The following is a 16,211-nucleotide window of genomic DNA, read 5'->3' on the forward strand; positions in this document are numbered from 1 at the left end:
CCGCCGCCGGGGTCGCGAGCTGGGTTTATGCGTGCCTGCTGGCACAGAATGCCGCAAATCACATAGGTTGGACGCCATGGCGCGGCGTGTCGATGGAAACCTCCCCGAAGAGGTGACTAGCTTCGTCGGCCGCCGCCAGGAACTGGCTACCGCGAAGCGACTGCTGCCGACCACCCGGGTGCTCACCCTGCTGGGTCCGGGCGGCATGGGCAAGACGCGCCTGTCGCGGCAGATCGGGCACTTGGTCGCTCGGGCCTTCCCCGACGGGGTGTGGCTGGTAGAGCTTGCCGACATTCAGGATCCGGCGCTCGTGACGCTGGCCGTGACCGAGGCGCTGAACCTGCGCGACGAGTCCACCGCGCCACTGCCCCGGCTCACCGAGTTCCTCGCCGACAAGCGTCTGTTGCTGATTCTGGACAACTGCGAGCATCTGATCGAGGCGTGCGCGACGCTCGTCGAGCGGATCATCGCGACCACTCCCGATGTGCGGGTGCTGGCGACCAGTCGCGAGGTGCTCGGCATCCCCGGCGAGCAGGTGATGCCGGTGCCGCCGCTGACCGTGTCCGCCGCCGGTGAGGACGGGGACGCGCTGCAGCTGTTCATCGAACGCGCCACCGCCGCCAATCCCGGTTTCCAGGCCACGCCCGCCAATCGGGTGGTGCTCGCCGAGATCTGCCGTCGCCTCGAGGGGATGCCGCTGGCGCTGGAGCTGGCGGCACTGCGGCTGCGCATGTTCACGCCCGAGCAGATCCTCGACCGGCTCGACGACACCATCGGGCTGCTCAGCGCCGGACCGCGCACCGCGACCCCGCGACAGCAGACCATCGAGGGCGCGATCCGCTGGAGCTACGACCTGTGCACGGACGCGGAACAGGCGCTGTGGGACCAGCTTTCGGTGTTCGCGGGCGGTTACGACATCGATGCCGCGGAGGCGGTGTGCGAGCTGGGTTCGGCCTCGCTGATCGAGGCGCTGACCGGGCTGGTGGACAAGTCGGTGGTGCTGTTGCGCTTCGACGGCGACGTCGCCCGCTATTCGATGCTGGAGCCCATCCGCCAGTTCGCCGCCGATCGGCTCACCGAACGCGGTACGGCGCAACAGGTTCGGGCGCGGCACCGCGAACACTATCGACAGCTCGCCATGCGCGGACAGACCGCGTACTGGACCGCCGACGATGTGGCCTGGTTCGGCGAATTGTCCAGGGAACACGCGAATCTGCGCGCGGCGCTGAAATCGGGGCTGGAGGACGAGCCGCTGCGCACCATGGCCACGGTGACCGTGCTGCGGCCGTTCTGGGAACACAACCGCTTCCTGTCCGAGGGCTACCGCTGGCTCACCGATTCCCTCGCCCGCAACCCGGACCCGACGGCCGAACGCGCCAAGGCGCTGTCGTCGGCGGCCTCGCTGGCGGCGTTGCTGGGCGATCAGGTGTCGGCGGCGCGGTTGGTGACCGAATGTGTCGAATTGGCTTCCCGCCTGGATGATTCCGACATCCTGGCGGAGGTGGCGCTGGATCAGTCGCTGCTGGCCTTCGCCTCCAGCGATCGGCCACGGTCGCTGGAGCTGGGACGGCGGGCCATCGAGCTGGCGGCCACCCACGGCCAGCCCGCCATCGAAATGGATTCGCACGCCTTCTCTTTCATGGCGGCCATGGTGCTGGAGGCGCCCGGCCGCACCGAGCTGGCGGAGCGGTTCCTGCAGCTCACCACCGACAGCGGTTCGCATCTGCTCGGCGGGCTGGCGCTGTGGACCGTGGGCATCGACCACTGGCGGCGCGGCGAACTGGAGTCCGCCGCCGAATTCCACAGCCGCGCCATCGAACAGCTGGCCCTGTTCGAGCGCTGTGTATGGCTGTCCTCGGCCTTCGAGGGGCTGGCGTGGACGGTGTCCGCGGACAATGACTTCGAACGGGCCGCGACACTGATGGGTGCGGCGGAATCCTTGCAGCGCAGCACGATTCGCCTGGCCGATACCATCACGGTGGAGGTCGGCGAGAAGGAGCGGTTGAAGGTCCGCGCGGCGCTGGGCGAGGACGCTTTTCTCGCCGCCTTCGGCGCGGGCGCGAATCTGCCGCTCGACCGGGCCATCGACTACGCCCTCGGCCGTACCCAGGCCGAGCCGAAACCCGTTGCCGCGCCGCCTGCCCCGAAACGAATCGCCCGCTCGGCGACCGCGACCCTGACCGAGACCAACCTGCTGACCCGACGTCAGAAGGATGTCGCCCGGCTGGTGGCCGCCGGTCACAGCAACAAGCGGATCGCCGCCGACCTGGTGATCTCGGTGCGCACGGCGGAGACCCACGTCGAGCACATTCTCACCAAGCTCGGCCTCACCTCCCGCACCCAGCTGGCAGCGTGGGCGCACGAACACGATCTCTAGTGCTGGAAGCCCCGGAAGGCGTCGAGCAGCTTGCCGCGCGCCTCGCCCGAGAGGGTTTCCGGAGGTAACTCCCCCACCGCCTGGATGGTGCGGCGGAACTGTTCGAGATACACGTCGCAGCCGTCGCATTGCGAAAGGTGTTCCAGGAAACGCTCTTCGGCAGCCGTCTCCAGCGCACCGTCGAGGAAGGCGGTGACGAGTTCGACGAATTCATCGCAATTCACGACAGCACCGCCTCCGCGTCGAAGTAGCCTTCCAGTTTCGTGCGTAGCGCCGCCCGCGCCCGGTGCAGGATAACCCGCTGGTTTCCGGCCGAGAGGTCGAGCAGCCCGCACACCTCCTCGGAGGAATAGCCTTCCATATCCCGCAACACCAGCACGATGCGGTGACGGTCGGGCAGTTCGGCCAGCGCCGCGGCCACCACCCGCGCGAATTCCGCTCGCTCGGTGGCGGTTTCCGGCTCCGACCAGGGCTGCGGTTTCTGCCCGGCCTTCCAGTGCCCGGGGTAGGGGTCCCCGGCCGTACGGAAGCGATCGGGGTCCACACTGGGCCCATCGTCCTCGGACCGCAGGCTGGCGAACGGCACGGTCCGGCTCTCGGCGATGCCGCGTTTCTTGGCCGTGTTCACCAGGATTCGATACACCCAGGTCTTGAAGGCCGCGCGCCCCTCGAACCCGTCGATGCCGCGAATCACCGCCAACCACGCCTCCTGTACCACCTCTTCGGCGGAGGCATTGGTGGAGACGAAGGAGCGCGCGAGCCGGAGCATGCCGGGCGACCAGGCATCGAGCACGAGTTGAAAGGCGGTCTCGTCCCGTTTGCGGAGGTCGCCGACCAGAATGTCGTCCGGTGGCAGCATGTCGGCGTGGCCCACCCGCACTCCTCGCTCGACACAACAGACTGTCATCGGCGACTCTAGCGCTGGTTCGGGCGATGGCGAGGTTTGTTCACTGTAACGACTCTCCGTCCTCGCGGAACTGTGCTCGCGTACAGGCACAGTGCCCTGCACACCGGATCGCGTTACACCCGAGGAGAGGACCGACGATGACGACAGCCGAGGACTACCGCCGCACCCGCGAGAGCCTGCACGCGGTGGCCGAGCAACTGCTCGCCGGGCCGCAATACCGACGCAGCGGCACCATCCGGCTGGTAGTCGCGCCGGGCGGGTTCGCCACCGTCCGGGAGCCGAAACTCGCTGTGCGCGAGGACCTGCTGCTGCTCGACGACGCCCCGATCGGCAAGCTGCACGGCGCGACCATCGCCGACCTGGCCGCCGCGGCGGGGCTGGAACCGGGCCTGCCGGACGGCGTGTACAGCGACGTCACCGGCTTCGACCCGCACGCCGAACTCTGGATCGACCCGGATCAGGCGCGAATCCTCACGCGCGCATACGAACTCGGCGACGCCGTACTACGTGTCCTGGTACCCGAGTCCACGCCGACCCTGTGGCCGGAACACTTCGACCTCGGCATCGATGTGGACGAGGTCAATTACGGTGTCTCTCCGGGCGATTCACTGATCCCCGAGCCCTACGCCTACATCGGCCCGTGGACCCCACGCACCGGCGAGTTCTGGAATCAATCCTTCGGTGCGGCACACACCATCGCCGAACTCGCCGGCGCCGAGGCCCTGCTCGCCTTCTTCGCCGAGGGCAGGCGGCTCGCCGCCGACAAGGCCGAATAGCTACTGGTAGCCGGTGGCGCCGTCGATGCGCTCGCGCAGCAGGTCGGCGTGGCCGGCGTGGCGGCCGTATTCCTCGATCATGTGCAGGTAGATCCAGCGCAGCGAGAGGTCCAGGCCGCTGCGGGGATGCGGGACGATGTGGTCGAGGGGCAGGGCGGCGATGGCCTTGTCGCAGTCGGCGATCTCGGCGATCAGGCGGGCGTAATCCGCCTCGGCCTGTTCGGGGACGGTGTCGTCGAAATCGCCGTCCCGGTTGGTCTCGCTGGAGTACAGGTAGTTGAGCTGTTCACCGGCCGCGCGCGTGCGGAACCAGCCGCGTTCGCATTCGGTCATGTGGCGGATGAGGCCCAGCAGGGACATGGAGGACGGCTCCACACTGCGGGTCGCGAGCTGAGTGCCGGTGAGGCCCTCGCATTTCCAGAGCAGGATCTCGCGGCCTCGGTTGAGCAGGGAGTCGAGCTGAGCACGCTCGTCACCGGCGAGCACCTGGGGCGTGCGGGCGACTTCCGGAGCTGTCCACGTCATTCCCGGACTGTAGCGCCGCGACCGTTGCGCCGAAACCGAATTCGCGCCCGCCCGAAGTCCGGGCGGGCGCGAATCGGCGGTGCGAGGAAGGCGGCTGCTACAGGCCGTTGTTCAGGAAATCGATCACCGATCGCTCGAAGGCGTCCTTGCGCTCGATCATCACCCAGTGGCCGCAGCGAGCGAAGGTCCGCAGGTCGGCGTTGGGCAACTGGCGGGCGGCGAACAGTGCGCCCTCGACCGGGGTGACCCGGTCGTCGCGGCCCCACAGGATCAGCACTTCCTGCTTGATGCCCTTCAACTTCGCCCACAGCGGGACCGGTTCGGCCAGCTTCGGGTTGTAGAAGGTCGCGTAGGCGTCGCGCAGGGCGGCCTGGCCCTTGGGGTCGGCGGCAGCCTGCAGCCGCTTGGCGACGAGCTCCTCGGTGAGGGTGGCCGGGTTGGACACCATGGCCCGCAGGAAGCCCATGGCCTTCTCGTCGCTGGGCGCGGCGTTGAACTCCATCAGCCGCGTAATGCCCTCGGACGGTTCGGGTCCCAGGATGTTCACGCCGACGCCGCCCGGGGCCATCAGCACCAGCCGGTCCACCCGGCCCGGATGTTCCAGCGCCAGCAGCGTCGCGACCGTGCCGCCCATGGAATTGCCGAGCAGGTGCGCCTTTTCGATACCGAGCTCGTCGAGCAGCCCGATCACCGCGTCGGCGGCGATGCGCAGGTAGTTGCGCTCGTACACCTCCGGGCGTCCGCTCTCGCCGAAGCCCGGCTGATCCAGGATCAGGCAGCGGAAGTGCTGCGCCAGCACCGGCAGGTTGTCGCCGAAGTTGGCCCAGCCGGAGACGCCCGCGCCCGAACCGTGCAGCAGCACCAGCGCCGGGCCCTCGCCCGCCTCGTGGTAGCGCAGCTTGTGGCCGTCGACGGTGACCCAGCGGGTGGTGTTCTCGACGGTGAGACTCATCAGAGCATCCGATCCGAGACCTCGACGCCCATGGCGCCCTTGCCGTACATGGCCAGTGCGCGTTCCACGTCGTTGATCACGTGCACGCTGCCGGCGTGCGCGTCGCGCCAATTGCGTTCGATGACGTTCGGCTTGCGAATGGCGTGGCCGCCGGAGTTCTTGAACAGCAGGTCGATCGCCTCGAGCGCGCGCTCGGTGCCGCGCACCTGATCGCGGCGGGTGGCCAGGCGCAGCTCGAACGGGATCTCCTCGCCCGCTTGGGCGTAACGCAGCTGCTCACCCATATTGCGTTCCATCTGCAGCACGGCGGCGTCGATTTCCGAAGCGGCACGGGCGATCCGGACGTGGGCGAAGGGATCGTCGGACACCTTCTGGCCGCCGTAGGACAGCCGCACCCGCTCGCGCTGACGCTCGATATGGGCGTCGTACGCGCCCTGGGCCGCGCCGATGATGGGGGCGGTGATGGTGTTGGAGAACAGCGCGCCGAACGAGATCTTGTACAGCGGAGCGGTATTCACCGCCTGGCCGGGGCCGACCAGGTTGGCCTGATCGGTCGCCGAGTAGGCGCGGTGGGTCGGCACGAACGCCTGCTCGATCACGATGTCGTTGGAGCCGGTGCCCGACAGGCCGGACACATTCCAGGTGTCCTCGATGCGATAGTCGGTGCGCGGCACCAGGACCGTGTAGTAGTCCATGCCGGTCTCGGTCGGGACCAGCGCACCCAGGAACACCCATTGGGCGTGGTCGCAGCCGGAGGAGAACTGCCAGCGGCCCGACAGCTCGTAGCCGCCGTCGACGACCTTCAGCTTGCCGGTCGGCGCGTAGGAGGAGGACACCAGCGTGTCGGGGTTCTCCGACCACACGTCCTGCTGCGCCTGATCCTCGAACAGGGCCAGCTGCCACGGGTGCGCGCCCAGCACCGAGGACACCCACGCGGTGGACGGGCACACGGTGCCGATGGTGCGGATCACCTCGTAGAAGGCGACCGGCGACTCCTCGAGACCGCCGAAACGCGCGGGCTGCAGCATCCGGAAGACACCGGCCTCGGTGAGCTCGGCAATGCTGGCGTCGGGCACCCGCCGCTGCTCCTCGGCCTGGACCGCGCGTTCCGCGATCGCGGGCAGTAGATCGCGAACCCGATCGAGCACCTTGTTGGTCATGCGGGTGTTCCCTCCTCGTGCAAGAGTGTCTGCACTCGAAGCTATGGCCCGCGAGGTGTTTCGAACCGAAATAGTCCCGATCATCGGAACGGGGGTTATTTGTGGGCGTACTCCCACAGAATGTCCTCGTCCAGCGCCTTGCGGATGTGCTCTGCCAGGTCCGGGTTCCAATCCTCCGGCTGGGCGACCGCCACCCAGCCGTCCAGGACCGTGGTGCCGTACTTGTGTCCGTGACCGGCGGGCACCGACTGGGCGTGCGCCATGTCGGCACTGATCTGCCAGAAGGTGACGATCGGCCACCAGCGGATGGACTTGGAGACATCCGAGCCGCGCGGCTCCTTGAGCCAATCCGGTTGGGTGAACAGCAGATCCGGTGACCACCAGACGATGGGGTCGGAGGCGTGCTGGAGGTAGACCACGCGCGGGTTGGTCCAGGGGCGCGCCGGTTTGGCGAGATCCTCGGCGGTGGCACCGAATCGGACCAGCAGACCGTCGGCGTAGATGGGCAGGATCTCCGGTGTCCCCGGGTCACGACGCTGTTCGAGCTGGGTCCAGATCCGGTTGGAGTTGGGCGGGCCCACCCACAGCACGCCGTCGACCAGCGTGCGGATGTCGTCGAGACCGGTGAACGCGCCCTCGGAACCCTGCGAGCCGAGGCTCTCGCCGTACACCAGCAGTTTGGGGCGGTGATCCGGCGGCAGCGTCGCCCACTTCTGGTGGACCGCGTGGACCAGCAGCTTTCCGGCCTCGGTCGCCTTGTTGCGGTCCGACAGGAACGACAGCACGCTGGGCAGGTACGAGTACTGGGTCGCGGCGATCGCCTCATCGCCGCCGTACATGTACTCGATGGACTCCGCGGTCTGCGTGTCCACCCACCCGGTCCCGGTGGTGGTCACCACCACCAGCGCCTTGCGCTCCCAGGCATTGGTCCGATCCAGTTCCTGCACAACCAGATTCGCGATGTCCTCCGGCGTCTTGGCCGACTCCAGGCCCGCGTAGATCCGAATGGGTTCGCGCGCCGGCCTTCCGGTCACCTCGGTGATCCGCTGAGCGGTCGGCGCGGTCGCGACGAACCAGCGCCCTTCCGAGCCGAGGGTCTTCCACTGCGCCAAAGACGCTGGGCTACCCGACCTTTCGGGCAACTGCGGTTGGATCGCGGCCGGTGACGTCTTCCCGTTGCGCGCGCCGAACGCCGCATTCGCCACATTGAAGAAGCCCCGCGCCAGCACACCCTGGAACAGCAGCACCGCCAGCACGGCCACGATGACCACCACCGCCGGGTAGGCGATATTCCGCGGTATCCGCAGATCCAGATTCACCAGCCGCACCAGCCACCGAATCAGCCACCGCACCAAGCGATATGCCCCGATGACCAACGCCACCGTCAGCCCGGCGACCACCTCGGCCCGCAGATACCCCGACGTGGTGGTCGGGTTCATCCCCATCAGTACTTCCAGATCCCGCTGCCACCGCGCCGACCGCGCCAGCACCAACGCGGCCCCCACCACACAGGCCACCACGATCACGATCTTGGTGATCCCCCGCGCCAGATCCGATGGATGCCACAGCTTCTCCCAAGTCCCCGCCTCCGGCACCCGAGGCCACACCCACTTCAAGAACGCCCACTGCAGCACACATCCCACCCCGTACCCGATGACCGCACTGATCCCACTCACCAGCCCCTGGAACAACCAGGTCCGCGGCATCAACGACGGCGAGCAGGACCACGCGAAGAAGATCGCCGCCACGATCAACCCCGGATAACTGGGCCGGACAACATCCTCGAGCCGATCCGCGACCGCCCACACCCGCCCCAGCAACGACTGCTCCCAGCCCCGAGCGCCGGACGTCGCCTCGCCGCCGTCCGCCTTGTCACCGGGTCCGGGCTCGATGCCGCCTTCGACCTCATCGCCACTCACCGGCTCGTTGCCCGACCGATCCTCCGCCGTCATGCCCTCGAGTCTGGTCGCCCGGAGTCCCCCGTCCCCCGAGCGACACGCCCGGCGGGCCGGGGTCAGGGGCGGCGGCGGGCGGCGGCGGTGCCGGCTCGGCGGCCGAAGAAGGTGCCGTCGCCGAGGGAGGTGCCGGAGATGTAGCCGAAGCCGTGCAGGCCGTTCGCTGCTCGGCCGGCGGCGTAGAGGCCGGGGATGGGGCGGGCATCGTGGTTGAGGACGTGGCCGTCCAGATCCGTGTGGAGGCCGCCGAGGGTGAAGACGGAGGCGCCGGTGCCTCGGCGGTCGCCCGCTTCGGCGGGCGGGCGGATGCCGGCCTTCACGTCGATCGCCGCGAAGGGCGCGGTCAGGGGGCGGAGCCAGCGGGTGGCCTTGTGGTGGTCGAGATCCTGGCCGTGAGTGGCGAATTCGTTGTAGCGGGCGATGGTCGCGACGAGAGAACCCATCGGGAGGCCGGTGAGGGCTTCCAGTTCTTCCGGGGTTTCGGCGACGTGGGTGGGTTGGACGCCCCAGCGCTGAGGTTCGGGGACGTCCTCGAAGCCGGTCTCGTCGACGATGACCCAGACCGCGGTGTCGTCGCCGGCCCAGCTGCCGCCCATGTTCTGGCGGTAGAGGGCGTGCTGGCCGATGCGGCCGGGGTAGGTGTCCTCGTTGATGAAGCGGCGGCCGAGGGCGTTGACCACCAGGCCGCGGGCGGCCAGACCGGGGATGAGGGACATGCCGACCTGGCCGGCGGACATGTGGCGGACGGCCGCGCCGAGGGCCTGCGCCATGCGAATGCCGGAGCCGTCGTCGGTGCCCGCGCTGACCTTGGTGTGGCCCAGCAGTTCCGGCGCATGGGCGGCGAGCATCTCGTCGTTGTCGACGAAACCGCCTGTGGTGAGCACGATTCCGCGGTGCGCGCGGATGGTGATCTCCTTGCCGTACTGCCGTGCGACCACACCCGCGACGGCACCGTCCGCGTCGACGATCAGCGTGGTGGCGGCGGTGTCGAACAGCGCGGTGGCACCGGCGGATTCGGCCGCGGCCGTCAGACATTCCATCAGCAGCTTCCCGCCGAAGTCATTGGCGGTCGGCCGATGCCCGCGCGGGGCGGGGGCGGCGGATTCGGTGAAGGGCCAGCTGTTCTCGCCGAGCCACATCAGGCCGTCGTCGGTGGGCGGCACCCAGGTGGGCGCGTCCCACATGCTCGGCTTGAACGGCACGCCACGATCCACCAGCCAGTGGAAATGCTCGACGCTGCCCGCGCAGTACTCCTCGATCTTCGCGGCGTCCGCGCCCGCGCCGAGCGCCGCCTTCAGGAAGGCCGCCATGGCTGCGGGGGTGTCGTCGAATCCGCAGGCGGTCTGTATCGGCGTGCCGCCGCCGAGGTAGATCTCCCCGCCCGACATGGCCGACGCGCCGCCGGGTCCGCCCGTCCGGTCGATCACCAGCACCCGGGCCCCGGCGTAGGCCGCCTCGTAGGCGGCCGACGCGCCGGCCGCGCCGTAGCCGACGACCAGCACATCGGTGTCGATGTCGTAGTGGCTCACCTGGGCGGCCGCCCGCGGCGTGACCGAATTCCGCACTGTCATGCTTCGACGGTGCCCGCTCGAGGGCCGACTACTTAGCGGTACATCTTGCTGACCGAATCCCCGATCCCGTTGACCGGGACTGTCACCCGTCACGCGACCGAGCAGTGGGGATGGTGTGTGAACGGCGTCACTGTGGTTGGGGACGCCTGCACGAGGAGGAGAGTCAATGCGGATTCTGGTCACCGGAGTCACCGAACCGACCGGCCGGGCCGTGGCGCGCATGCTGCTGGCGGCCGGCCACCAGGTGGTCGGACTGGACCGGCAGCGGCACCGCTATGTGGACCCGCGGGTCGAGGTGATCGTCGGCGATCTGTCCGACGCCCAGGCCGCCACTCGCGCGGCCGCCGGGGCGGATGCCATCGTGCACCTGTCGGGCACGGCCACCGCGACGATCGCCCGGGCCGCCCAGGAGTCCGGTGCGCGCCTCGTGGTTCCCGTTGCGGCGGGCGGTGATTCGGGTATCGAGCAGATCGTGACCGGTTCCGGCGCGGACGCGCTGATCGTGCGCACCGCGCTGGTCGCGGGTCGCCGCATGGACGCTCGCGCCTGGCGCACCCTCGAGGGCCTGACCGGCGGCAAGGGCAGCATCCAGGTGCTGCACTACGACGATCTGGAACGTTTCCTGGTGCTGGCGGCGCTCTCGCAGCGCGGCGGCGTGGTCGAGCTGGCAGCCCCGGGCGAGGTGTCCGGTGCCGAGGTCAAGCGCATCTTCGCCGACGCGGGCGTGAAATACAGTGCGTGGCTGCCGAAGTCGTCGACGGCCCCGGCCCGGCTCGAGGCCGCGACCGCCCGCGAGGAGTGGGGTTTCCGCTACGGCTGGACCGCCGCCGAGACGGTCGCCGACGTGGCGCGCGGTCTGCACGGGCGTAAGGCCGGGGGCTCCGGGATCAGTGCCCGCCGCGGCGCGATCCCGCTGCCCACCCACGTGGTGCCGCAGAACGCCCCGACCTCGGACGGCTACGCGCTGAAATCCGCTGCGCCCGAAGGTCTGGACGGCGAGTTCGACGATCTGGTCGACGATCGCATCCCGGTCTACACGGCCACCAATACCTCCGAAGCGCTGCCCGGCCCGCTCACCCCGCTGACCATCGATCTGCAAGCCGGTGCGATTCGGCTTGGCAACGAGGCCATGGGCCAGATGATCGCCATCGAGGGAATCGCGTTGGAGCACTGGGTTTCCCGTGTCACCAGCGTGCTCGGCCACAATATGTACATCAACGCCTCGATCGGCGTCTTCTCCGCGCAGAACATGCCGGGCTGGGACGAGGAGAGTGTGCGCCGCGACGTCTACGGCACCATCGGCGATGTCGAACTGCATCCCAAGGGCCGTCCGGCCATGCCGACCGGAATGGCCGCCCGCGCGGGCACTTTCAAGGCCATGGGCCGGGTCGCGGCCACCGCCATGAAGTACGCCAAGACCGCCGAGCACATCAATGCCGCCTCGCACGCGGAAGCGTTGACCCGCGACGAGATCTCGGAGCTCACCGACGAGCAGTTGCATGCCCGCGCCCTGCTGTGGCGCGACCGGCTCAACCAGGCGTGGCAGGCGGCGTCGATCGGCGTCATGATGACCGGCGCGGCCACCGCCGCCCACAAAGGCGAGGTCAAGATCGACCTGAATCGCCTGGAGTCGGCCAAGACCATGCTGGCCGTAGAGCGGCTGGCGGCGTTGTGCCGCAAGGACGCCGGGCTGCAGGCGGTCGCCAAGAGCGGCGATGTGGGCGCGGCCCGGGAGAAGTCCCCCGAATTCGCCAAGGCGCTGGATCAGGAGCTGGCCCGCATCGGCCACCGCGGTCCCGGCGAATGCGAACTCATCAACGCCACCTTCGGCGACCGACCCGAACTGCTGGTGACCGCCGCCGGTCGGGCCGCGGAAATGCCTGCGCCGCACCGGGAACCGGTGCCGGAGCCGAGCAGCCGCACCGCCAAGATGGCGGTCGGCGCGACCGTCTACCGTGAGCGGGCTCGCGACGCCGTCGTACGGGTCACCAACTGCCTGCGCCTGGCAACCCAGGAGCGCGCCGCGCGCTTGGTGAAGGCGGGCAAGCTCACCGAGATCGAGGATTCGGCGTTCCTGAATCTCGACGAGATCCTCTGGGCCCCGGCCGATCTGAAGGAGCGGGTTGCGCGCCGTCGGGCCGAGCGGACCAAGTTCCAGGCGGTCCGCATGCCGGATGTCGTGAACGGCCCGTGGGAGCCGGAGGAGATCTCCGGGGCGATCGCGGTGGGCGAGACCATCTCCGGACTGGGTGTGAGCCCCGGCGTGGTGGAGGGCACCGTCAAGCGCATTCTGACCCTCGACGACGATATCGAGCCCGGCGACATCCTGGTGGCCGCGGTGACCGATACCGGCCACACCGCCATGTTCGCCTATGCCGGTGCCGTGGTGACCGATATCGGTGGTGCCGCTTCGCATGCCGCGATCGTGGCCCGCGAGTTCGGCGTCCCCTGCGTGGTGGACACCAAGACCGCGGTCGACGCCCTCAAGGACGGGCAGCGCGTCCGCGTGGACGGCGCCGCCGGGACCGTCACCCTGCTGACCGATGTCGAATAGCCCTGTGCACCAGTAAGTCTCACTGATCGGCCGACTCGTCCCACTGAGCGGGACCCACACCGGACCGTCGCCACCGCGACACCGGACGGTCCCGCTACGGATACCAACCAGTCCCCACGGTGGGGCGGAATGAGCGGCAACCGAACCTCCGCAGCGAAGCCGAAGCAGGGTGTGGGCCCGGCCTCGGCGAAACGGACCGGGACGACCCGTCCCGGTCCGCGTTGTACCGAAAGGAAAATCTCGAGTGACGATTTCACGTGCTGTGCGTGGCACGCTGACCGGTGTCGCCGCCGCTCTCATCGCCGCCGTGCCGATCACCCTGACCCCCGCCGTCCAGGCGGCTCCGACCAGTTCGATTCTGCGCCAGGCCCCGGTCGGCGCGGACTTCAAGCTGCAGGCCGCCCCCAATGCCCGCGATATCGGCGGGGTCGCCGCCAACAACGGTGTCGCGAAGATCAAGTCGGGCGTGGTGTTCCGCACCGACGCCCTCAATCGCCTCACCGCCGCCGATCAGCAGACGCTGGTCGCGGCCGGGGTCACCAAGGTGATCGATTTCCGCAGCCCGACCGAGCGCGCCGCCAGCCCTGATGTTCTGCCCGGTTCGATCCCGGAGGAGTCGCTGCCGGTCTACGACCCCAACAACGATTTCTACCTGTTCTTCGCCAAGCTCGTGCAGGGCGGGCCGACCGTGCAGCAGCAGCAACTCGGCGACGGTAAGGGCGCGGAGTACATGCGCAACTACTACAAGTGGATGGTCACCGACTCGACCGCCCGCACCCAGTTCGCCACGGCGCTCAAGGAAATCGCCAACGCGCCGGGCGCTATCCTGTACCACTGCACCGCGGGCAAGGATCGCACCGGCTGGATGACCGCGATCCTGATGAGCATCCTGGGCACCCCGGATGCCGCGATCTACGACAACTACCTGCTGTCCAACGATCGTCTGGCGGCCTCCAACAAGGCCACCCTGGACGGTCTGGTAGCCAAGGGCCTGGTCACCGATCCGTCGCTGTTCACCCCGGTGCTCGGCGTGCAGAGTGACTACCTGGCCGCGGCGTTCGGTCAGGCCGTGCAGTCCTACGGCACCATGAACGCCTTCGTCTCGCAGGGTCTGGGCCTCGACGGCGCGACCGTCGGCAAGCTGCAGGCCAAGCTGATCGAGCAGGGCGGCATCGGCGCCGGTCCGTTCGGCAGCTAGTCGTTTTACCACGGATGCCGGCGTCGTGAACCTGACGACGTCGGCATTCGTGTGTCCGCGTCATGTCCGCTTCGCGCCGAGTGCGCACGTGCGAAAATTCGCATGGTGCACGAGATCTGGGAACTGGACGGTCGGCGCACCCGCTCGGTGAGTGCGGAGAACCCCACCGGCGCACCCGGCGGGGGCGGCCGGGCCATCTCGGGGACAGGGGCATTCGCGGCGGCGGGGCTGGGACGCGGCTGGAAGGTGTCGCCGTCGATCGATGTCGCGCCGGGGGAAACTGCAACGCTCGCCGACGTTTCCGGGCCGGGGGTCATCCGGCACCTGTGGCTCACCACCGATCGCGGCCTGCTGCGCGACTTCACGCTCCAGATGTATTGGGACGGTGCGGCCGAGCCCGCCGTCGCAGTGCCGCTGGGGGACTTCTTCTGCAACGGCTGGGGTGAACTGGCGCTCGTGGATTCCGCCATGATCGTGGTCGCGCCCGCGGGCGGGCTGAACAGCTACTGGCCCATGCCGTTCCACACGCGCGCGCTCATCACCCTGCACAACGGGTCCGAGCGAACCGCGCCCGTCTACTACCAGATCACCTACCTGGAAGAGGAGTTACCCGGCGCCGCCGGGTATCTGCATGCCCGGTGGCGTTGCAGTGATCCGCTGGGCAGCCCGGCGGATCATCCGATCGTCGAAATCGACGGTGGCCCCGGCCGGTACGCGGGCACCTACCTGGCGGTGCAGCCCCGCGCCGCGGGGTGGTGGGGCGAGGGAGAACTGAAGTTCTATCTGGACGATGACTCCGAATTCCCTACGGTGTGCGGCACCGGTACCGAGGACTATTTCGGCGGCGCCTGGAATTTCGATCTCGAGGGCGCTTATCGCCCCTACTCCACCCCCTATCTGGGCATGCCTCAGGTGTTGCCGCCGCATCGAATCTACGAACCGCACCAACGATTCGGCATGTACCGCTGGCACATTCCCGACCCGATCTGTTTCGACGACGGGCTGCGCGCCACCGTGCAGGCGCTGGGCTGGCGCGACGACGGGCACTACCTCCCGCTCGAGCAGGCCCATGTGGCCTCCACCGCCTTCTGGTATCACGTACTCCCCTGAGCCCCCGGCGGTTCCCGTAACGATTGCGGGAAAACCGGAAGAATGCGATTGCTATTGCGTAAAACGCGTCGAATGCGCGCCGCGCGGGTGCATGGTATTGCTATGCGCGCCTTGGTTGTCGAGAAGCCTGGACAGTTCTCGGTCGAGACCGTTCCGGATCCGCTACCGGGTGTCGGCGATGTGGTGATCCGAGTGGACGCGGTCGGCATATGCGGCACCGATATCCATATCGTCGAGGGTGAATTCCCGCCCACGCCCTATCCGATCATCCCCGGGCACGAATTCTCCGGGGAAGTGGTCGCGCTGGGCCGGGACGCGGCCGGCGTGCGAGTGGGTGATCGGGTCGCGGTGGATCCCTCACTGTTCTGCGGGCGCTGCCACTTCTGCGCGATCGGGCGCGGCAATCTGTGCGAGAACTGGGGCGCCATCGGCGATACCGTCGACGGCGCGATGGCCGAGTACGTGAAAGTGCCCGCCGCCAACTGTTATCGACTGCCCGGCCACCTGTCGCCCGCGCACGGCGCACTGGTAGAACCGCTCTCGTGCGCGGTGCACGGATTCGATGTGCTGCCACGGCGTCTCGGTGCGCACTACCTGATCTACGGGGCGGGCACCATGGGTCTGCTCATGCTGCAACTGGGTCTCGCGGCGGGCGCGGCGTCGGTGTCGATCGTCGACACCAATGCCGATCGGCTCGCCATCGCCCGCACGCTGGGCGCGGACGCCGCCACCATCTCCGCCGACGATATGGACCGACCCGAGGGCTGGGAGATCGTGATCGATTGCAGCGGAACGGTCGCCGCGGTCGAGGACGGTCTGTCGCGGGTCCGGCGCGGCGGCACCTATCAGCAGTTCGGCGTCGCCCCCGCGGCGGCGCGCGCGAGCATCTCACCGTTCCGTATCTACAACGACGAGATCACGATCGTGGGCTCCATGGCCGTCCTGCACAGTTTCGGGCGGGCCGTGGATCTGATGGGCGAGGGCGTGATCGACGCCGACATGGTGATCACCCACGACTTCGCCCTCGACGAGTTCGGCGATGCCCTGCGGACCTTCCGCGCGGGCACCGGACGCAAGATCCAGCTGCATCCCGGACGACGGGCAGCACGATAAGACGGGTAAGGCC

Annotated in this window: 13 protein-coding genes; 6 read left to right on the forward strand and 7 right to left on the reverse strand. The window is 68.7% G+C overall.

The annotated features are described in order from the left end of the window. Window positions 1-76 precede the first annotated feature (76 nt). Window positions 77-2,377, forward strand: coding sequence for a LuxR C-terminal-related transcriptional regulator (locus tag ACFXHA_RS15455; RefSeq protein WP_379357054.1), 2,301 nt, complete (start codon window positions 77-79; stop codon window positions 2,375-2,377). Here the strand turns inward: ACFXHA_RS15455 and ACFXHA_RS15460 are convergent. Next, a complete protein-coding gene (locus ACFXHA_RS15460; protein ID WP_379357055.1) occupies window positions 2,374-2,601 on the reverse strand; it encodes an anti-sigma factor family protein in 228 nt (75 codons plus the stop codon). The genes ACFXHA_RS15455 and ACFXHA_RS15460 overlap by 4 nt on opposite strands. Continuing rightward, on the reverse strand, window positions 2,598-3,251 hold the full coding sequence (locus ACFXHA_RS15465) for an RNA polymerase sigma factor (protein WP_379357056.1): 654 nt from the start codon (window positions 3,249-3,251) through the stop codon (window positions 2,598-2,600). Before ACFXHA_RS15465 ends, ACFXHA_RS15460 begins: the two co-directional genes overlap by 4 nt. 170 nt (window positions 3,252-3,421) lie before the next feature. Here ACFXHA_RS15465 and ACFXHA_RS15470 point away from each other — a divergent pair, with 170 nt between their 5' ends. Next, complete coding sequence (locus ACFXHA_RS15470; protein WP_379357057.1) at window positions 3,422-4,060, forward strand: hypothetical protein; 639 nt, start codon at window positions 3,422-3,424, stop codon at window positions 4,058-4,060. Here ACFXHA_RS15470 and ACFXHA_RS15475 read toward each other — a convergent pair whose 3' ends face one another. The 5 genes from ACFXHA_RS15475 to ACFXHA_RS15495 form a co-directional block, all read right to left on the reverse strand. After that, window positions 4,061-4,585: a DinB family protein gene (locus ACFXHA_RS15475; protein WP_379357058.1), complete on the reverse strand. Its 525-nt coding sequence runs from the start codon at window positions 4,583-4,585 to the stop codon at window positions 4,061-4,063. It lies immediately after the preceding gene. 97 nt (window positions 4,586-4,682) lie between these two features. Further along, window positions 4,683-5,537: an alpha/beta fold hydrolase gene (locus ACFXHA_RS15480; protein WP_379357059.1), complete on the reverse strand. Its 855-nt coding sequence runs from the start codon at window positions 5,535-5,537 to the stop codon at window positions 4,683-4,685. After that, window positions 5,537-6,697, reverse strand: a complete 1,161-nt coding sequence (gene hsaA, locus ACFXHA_RS15485; protein ID WP_379357060.1) for a 3-hydroxy-9,10-secoandrosta-1,3,5(10)-triene-9,17-dione monooxygenase oxygenase subunit — start codon at window positions 6,695-6,697, stop codon at window positions 5,537-5,539. The genes ACFXHA_RS15480 and hsaA overlap by 1 nt, the downstream gene beginning before the upstream one ends. Before the next feature lie 95 nt (window positions 6,698-6,792). After that, entirely contained in the window at window positions 6,793-8,649 is a 1,857-nt protein-coding gene (locus ACFXHA_RS15490; RefSeq protein WP_379357061.1) for an alpha/beta hydrolase, read from the reverse strand. 62 nt (window positions 8,650-8,711) lie between these two features. Then, window positions 8,712-10,223 carry an FAD-dependent oxidoreductase gene (locus tag ACFXHA_RS15495; protein WP_379357063.1) on the reverse strand — a complete coding sequence of 504 codons (1,512 nt, stop codon included), beginning with the start codon at window positions 10,221-10,223 and terminating at the stop codon, window positions 8,712-8,714. 166 nt (window positions 10,224-10,389) lie between these two features. Between ACFXHA_RS15495 and ACFXHA_RS15500 the strand changes: the two genes are divergently transcribed. The 4 genes from ACFXHA_RS15500 (at window position 10,390) to ACFXHA_RS15515 (ending at window position 16,198) form a co-directional block, all read left to right on the forward strand. Beyond that, window positions 10,390-12,777 carry a PEP-utilizing enzyme gene (locus ACFXHA_RS15500; protein ID WP_379357065.1) on the forward strand — a complete coding sequence of 796 codons (2,388 nt, stop codon included), beginning with the start codon at window positions 10,390-10,392 and terminating at the stop codon, window positions 12,775-12,777. Between the two features lie 244 nt (window positions 12,778-13,021). Further along, window positions 13,022-13,975, forward strand: coding sequence for a tyrosine-protein phosphatase (locus ACFXHA_RS15505; RefSeq protein WP_379357067.1), 954 nt, complete (start codon window positions 13,022-13,024; stop codon window positions 13,973-13,975). A 105-nt stretch (window positions 13,976-14,080) separates the two neighbouring features. After that, window positions 14,081-15,085, forward strand: a complete 1,005-nt coding sequence (locus ACFXHA_RS15510; RefSeq protein WP_379357069.1) for a glycoside hydrolase family 172 protein — start codon at window positions 14,081-14,083, stop codon at window positions 15,083-15,085. Between the two features lie 102 nt (window positions 15,086-15,187). Next, window positions 15,188-16,198: a zinc-dependent alcohol dehydrogenase family protein gene (locus ACFXHA_RS15515; protein ID WP_379357070.1), complete on the forward strand. Its 1,011-nt coding sequence runs from the start codon at window positions 15,188-15,190 to the stop codon at window positions 16,196-16,198. Window positions 16,199-16,211: the final 13 nt, after the last annotated feature.

Source organism: Nocardia sp. NPDC059240 (assembly GCF_042753865.1).
Taxonomy (GTDB): domain Bacteria; phylum Actinomycetota; class Actinomycetes; order Mycobacteriales; family Mycobacteriaceae; genus Nocardia.